This window comes from Burkholderia sp. JPY481 (assembly GCF_038900515.1).
Lineage (GTDB): Bacteria > Pseudomonadota > Gammaproteobacteria > Burkholderiales > Burkholderiaceae > Paraburkholderia > Paraburkholderia youngii.
This window is the reverse complement of record NZ_JAYMRT010000067.1, coordinates 1-5,317: the sequence shown is the minus strand read 5'-3', so window position 1 is coordinate 5,317 and position 5,317 is coordinate 1. Positions and strand designations below refer to the sequence as shown.

Annotated in this window: 5 protein-coding genes; 4 read left to right on the top strand and 1 reads right to left on the bottom strand. The window is 55.8% G+C overall.

All coding sequences use genetic code 11. The annotated features are described in order from the left end of the window. Nucleotides 1–385: 385 nt before the first annotated feature. Nucleotides 386–1,072: a hypothetical protein gene (locus VSR82_RS39380; protein ID WP_498858860.1), complete on the bottom strand. Its 687-nt coding sequence runs from the start codon at nt 1,070–1,072 to the stop codon at nt 386–388. Between the two features lie 321 nt (nt 1,073–1,393). On the opposite strand from VSR82_RS39380, the gene VSR82_RS39375 reads away from it, so the two are divergent. From VSR82_RS39375 to VSR82_RS39360, 4 genes are all read left to right on the top strand, one after another. Continuing rightward, nucleotides 1,394–2,329, top strand: a complete 936-nt coding sequence (locus VSR82_RS39375; RefSeq protein ID WP_498858859.1) for a hypothetical protein — start codon at nt 1,394–1,396, stop codon at nt 2,327–2,329. Nucleotides 2,330–2,567: 238 nt separating this feature from the next. After that, a complete protein-coding gene (locus tag VSR82_RS39370) occupies nt 2,568–2,789 on the top strand; it encodes a hypothetical protein (RefSeq protein WP_498858858.1) in 222 nt (73 codons plus the stop codon). A gap of 268 nt (nt 2,790–3,057) precedes the next feature. Then, entirely contained in the window at nt 3,058–3,492 is a 435-nt protein-coding gene (locus tag VSR82_RS39365; protein WP_498858857.1) for a TonB family protein, read from the top strand. A gap of 524 nt (nt 3,493–4,016) precedes the next feature. Next, nucleotides 4,017–5,039: a hypothetical protein gene (locus VSR82_RS39360; RefSeq protein ID WP_498858856.1), complete on the top strand. Its 1,023-nt coding sequence runs from the start codon at nt 4,017–4,019 to the stop codon at nt 5,037–5,039. Nucleotides 5,040–5,317 lie beyond the last annotated feature (278 nt).

Genomic DNA, 5,317 nt, shown 5'->3' with positions numbered 1-5,317 from the left:
TCATGACTCTGCTCCCGTTGAACGGCGAGGCGAATTACCTCGCCCATCAACATGAGAACAGAGTCGGTTTCCTCTCCATTGCTACTACCGCCGGCCGCAGCCCCTTACCGCGCGAGCGGTTTAGTCCTTCGGCCACTTTCGGACCTTCATCGCTTGCGTTCGAGAGTCCCGTATTCACCCCGCAGCGGACCGCCACGTCGATTCGCGCCGTAATTCGCAGCGCGCACGCCTGCTTCGCTTTCGAACGGACTCCGCCCTCACATGCGCGTCACCGCGCTCCCCCTCCACCTGATTCACGAAGCACTGATATGAAGTCAGGGTGATTGTGCTCCGCTCAGCGCAACATGTTGGGCACGAACCGCGCGCCTATCGGCGCCGTGGGAATTTAGACAGGTCGGGGAATCTTGGCGATCATCTGCTCTGGGTACGCAACTTCCTGTTTAACGCGCTCCCATTCTGTCTTCAGAATCTCGTTCGTCAACGTGTCGGCCTCGCCGACCAACGTTTCCACGCGGGCAATCAGCGCGATGGCCGTTTCTCTATCCTTCGCACGCGCCGTATCGTCAAAAGTTTTGCGAATCTCGTCCAGATAATCACGCAACCTCAAATGGTTAGGCTCGTTGGGGTTGAGGCGAAAGCGCAGGCGGTGATGACGCTCCTGATGAGAGCGGTCGATGACTCCATTCTCGTTCGAGAAGTCCAGAGCCAACTGCTTCATCTTTGCTGTGCGCTCGTTGAGCGCAATGGCTTTGTTGCTCATCAACTCTGCACTGCGTTCTCGTACGCCATCCCATTTCCACAAATACTCCTGAGACTCTGCGAGGTGAGCCGCCATGTCCGCTCGCAATTCGTCTATCCACTTTTGGCGCTTGTCAGCGATGAAAGTTGCCGCTGTGCGAACCGTGGAGGTGCGCTGCACGTCAAGAGACGCGACAGCTTGTCGGAGCGTTGCTGAGGCCGCCTCGACGGTCTGGCTGCGGCTCTTGTAGTTAGAGTAGGACGTTGAGACGACGCTGATGATAGCGGTAAGTGCGGACCCGAAAATTGCCCAGCCAGCTGTATGTATGCTCATAATTATGGTTGTTTATTTGGCCCCGCAGCGACTATACCCTAGGCGGGCTAATGTTCGGCTACAATCCCTGGCGTTATTCGCCGACAGGCCCACACGCTTACGTTCCGCGTATGTCACTAACGGGACCGCTTGCGCCACTTCACTCCACGCCCTAGCCTAGAGGGCATCGACCATATTACATACGACCGACCGCGCCGTTGGAGGGCTCAACCGCGGGAGCTAGGGCGTTGAAGGGTGCCGCGCTTCTGAAACATGGCAGATGCGAACTAGCCTCGTGGTAATGTGAACAACACATGCCGATTCCTCCAGAGCCCTTTCGCAATGCAGTCGAAAAACAAGATGCAAGTCGCCGGCCATAACGGACTTCTCCTAGCCTTCGCCCCAGAGCGCTGGACCGCGGCGGGCAAATTCAAACATTTCCTCGGGCGTCCCTTCACAACGGATGCAAACGGCATACGAAAGGCACAACATGCCATCCAAACCGTCATTGACCACACGCACAAGTACGAAGTCTTGGTGGTGCTGGCGAATCGATTGCTGCCAACCTTGGCCGAAGACGTGGCTGAACTTCATGCGAACGGCTATACGCTAGGAGCTCGTTCGCAGGAAGTGGCTGCATTATTCGAAACCCTAATCTGTGAACTCTACTCGGTGCTCGACGGCGTACGCGACTCGCTCTACTGGCTGCACGACGGGAAGTTTAAGCTGCAAAAGAAGTCGACTGAGAAGCTGTTTGTTCGCGCCAAAGAAGGGTCATACGACGCAGGGTTACCGGAGAGTATTCGAGATGCGCTCGCAACTGCATACGATGAGTGGTTTCCCGAGCTGCGCGAGCTCAGAACTGCATTTACGCACGGCTCGTTGGGCACGTGTCGCCTAGATATGCAAACGCAGATTGTCTCTTACATGGGGAGCAATGGCGGGAGGCGGATCGACGATATCGTGGTGAAGACCACAGGATTCGCGAACGCCGTATACGCGCTCCATCAACGAATATTTGAGGAACTTTACTCTCAGCTTGTTCCGGTCGAAAAAATCCACTTCTGTGGATTTTACAAAGGTCGCGCTTATTCCAGATACGTGTCTGCGGAGGCGGGGTTGAATAGTGGAAGTGGGCGATGCCAGGCGAGAGAGTGGTTCGACAGCGACGTTGAATATCGATGCTCGATAGCTGACCAGTGCGCGGCATACGCGCGAGCGCTAACTTCTGAAACTATTCCGGTTAAATCCGGCAGCCAATCAGAGCCAGCGTCGTAATCGTCGTGGCGCCTCCAACTCCAAAATTCACGATTCCGGTGAAGTTGTAAAGTTGGCGAGCGGCCGTTCCTATGCACTCACCGTACGGTCGCACGAACAGATCGACCGACCGCGTTGGGTCGTTGTCGGCCTTAGCCGGGGTGCGGGTCACCGGAGCGATGACGAAGCGCCGTAGAACGCAAAGCCGCGGCGATAGCCATTGGCGCGCCGAATGCTAAACCGCACCAGGAGGCCCGCCATGACAGAACCCATCGACCCATTCAAGCAGTCGCCGCTCGTTCAGGCGCTGCTCATCGCCCAGTACGCACTGGTCATTCACGACGGCATGAAGGTGACCTCGGAGGGCCAATCATGGACGCTCGACTTTTCGGGCGAACTCGCGAAGATCGCGCTGGCGCTCGAGGAAACCGGGATCGGTACGACGAAGCCTAGTCTGGCGCCGGTCAGGTGGCGGGACTGATGGACGCCAGGTTCCGCGTCCGCGACGGCAGCAAGCAGACGGGCACAGCCACCGCGCGGCTGCGTGCATTGAAGACGGGCCACGGGCGCGGACGACGGCGATGAAGAAAGAAGGCCGCACACCGCTAAGCGGTAGAAGCTGTGACTGACGGTGTCAGGTCGTCCGTCCCCGTTCGGCCAGGAGCGGTCACTCGACACGGCCGTCTAGATTGCCGACAATCGGCAGTACACCGTTACGGCATGCGAAAGCGCACTGGAGTTTGTTAGCGATGGAAAACCAAGTACACAAGAACATGAAGTCACTTCTCCTTGCCGCTATAGCAGTGACACTGAGTAATCCTTGTTGGTCGGTTGAACCTCTGAGTTCATCACCCGAGCAAACTGGCTCGCAGAAGAGTGCGGTGGAAGCTTTCGCCCGAGCAACCCAGAAAAGAATTGCGCCTCGAACAAACGCCTTGGTCACAGAAGGCGACAAGAACACGGAAGCCGTGTTCCCCGTGGTCATTGACTCTGAGGGCAACGTGCTGTCGATTTCGGTGAAAACGTCAAGTGGCGACCCGAAATTCGACGCGGCCAGTATGGAGATCATCAGAAAGGCCGGGCTACCAAAGCCACCCGAAGGCGCACCACTAAGATTCAATTTGGTCGTTCGCCCCGAGCACAGTGCGCATGATCCAGACTATAAGTCCTCCCATACGAACTAACCGATCTGAGAACTTGGTGACTGGCATCCAAAACACTTTCGTCGTCGACAGGATGCCGCGAATCTATCGTCGACAGGGCGAGAAAGTCACAGCGTTTGAATGACCGCTGCTGCGTAGCTTGAAGGTCCCTTATGGGTCGACTAGGGAAGCTCACCGGTGCAAGGTCCGCGGTGGCCGTGCGCACCCCGCGAACTTCCGCACGCGGCCACGAAGCGTCGTCCGCCCGCGCCGTCGCTCCAGCATTGGGACGACCGTTGCGCCCGTGGAAGCGGTCATTCGATCCTAAATGTGGTCGCCTCGATCCGAAAAGACTGGCAATCGAAGGGGCGTGGACGGTCTGCCCGCTTTCACGCGTGCGATGCCTGCCTCGGGACCGGGATCCCGCGCGCACAGTGCCGCTCAATCGGAGGTGCGGTAGCGCACACTCAACCCAGCGGCACGCATTGTAATTTGATCGTCAGACGCTTTTAAGGCAGAGCGATGAGCGTCGATTAACACCGCTCACCGGCCATTGGAGGTACAACATGCATAAACTGCTCGGGGCGATATGTGCATTGCTTCTTTCTCCTCTAGCGTATCCTGATGAAGCGGCTGTCGTTTATCCTAATTCGGACAATCCGAGTACATGCGCGACAATAATCAAGAATAATTTTTATTATCACACAGGCTGGATGACAAAAAATTCGTGTGATACTCCCATCCGCTTAAGATATTGTTTTGTCGTTACTTATCCGACGGAGCATCCTGACATCGTCCAGACGTGCTATGGAGAGGGTGTAAGGACGTCCAAGTTGATAGAGGCCGGTGAGACCCTAGCGATCTTCAATGATATTGCTGAGTACACAAAGTCGAAAAACTATTCGGACTTCGCAGCTGGCGCGATTATATCCGCATGCGACGCTAGGAAAAACAGCCCGTGTAAGCCAACGAAGGAGAACCGTTTGCCGGGTGCCAAAAACCTGACTGAACAGATGACCCAGAGATTGGAGGCTCGCACTCCGACGGAAGTGACATCGAAATCATCAGGCGAACAACGCCAGGTTGGCTCATCGTCCAGTCATGATCAAGCCGTTGGGAATTCAGACGGTGGGACGGATCAAATACACAATTTTATCTTCAAGTTTATAGACGATAATCCCGACGTTCCCGCGAGTGCCTATGTGCGTGGCGACGGGGGGCCGTGTGCAACGGCGGAAGTTGGGCTGGACTACTTCATCGCACCCGTCGAAAGCTTCATGTACAAGATATCGCAAGGAAAATCTTTCCCATGGAAAGAGGACTACTTCATGTACACGCGATTGGCACGCTACGACAACATAACGGCAGACATTCATCCGGATAACAGTGGGATAGGTTATATCGCAGCAATTCGAGATTCGAGCGAAAGACAAAAAGTTACATCGACAATAAATGAATGCATCGCTCGAAACAAACAGGAATACACTAACGTTTTTGAGGAATTTTTTCGACGACATTGGCGGGCATGTCGCTCATGCAGTCGCGATATCATAAAAGCCAAGGGATTGGCAAACCCATATTCCGAATAGAAATGCCCGCGTGGTCAATCAAGCCGCCGTGCCTCGGACGCACTTGGTGGTTAGCTTTCGGCCGAGAACGGGCATCGATCTCGCCAATGCGGATGTCCGCTCTACTCTTTCAATTGGCCGCTCGCGCTGGAAGCCGTCCACCGGCTGCTCAGGGTCGGTGGACTAAACCGCTCGCGCGGTAAGGGGCTGCGGCCGGCGGTAGTAGCAATGGAGAGGAAACCGACTCTGTTCTCATGTTGATGGGCGAGGTAATTCGCCTCGCCGTTCAACGGGAGCAG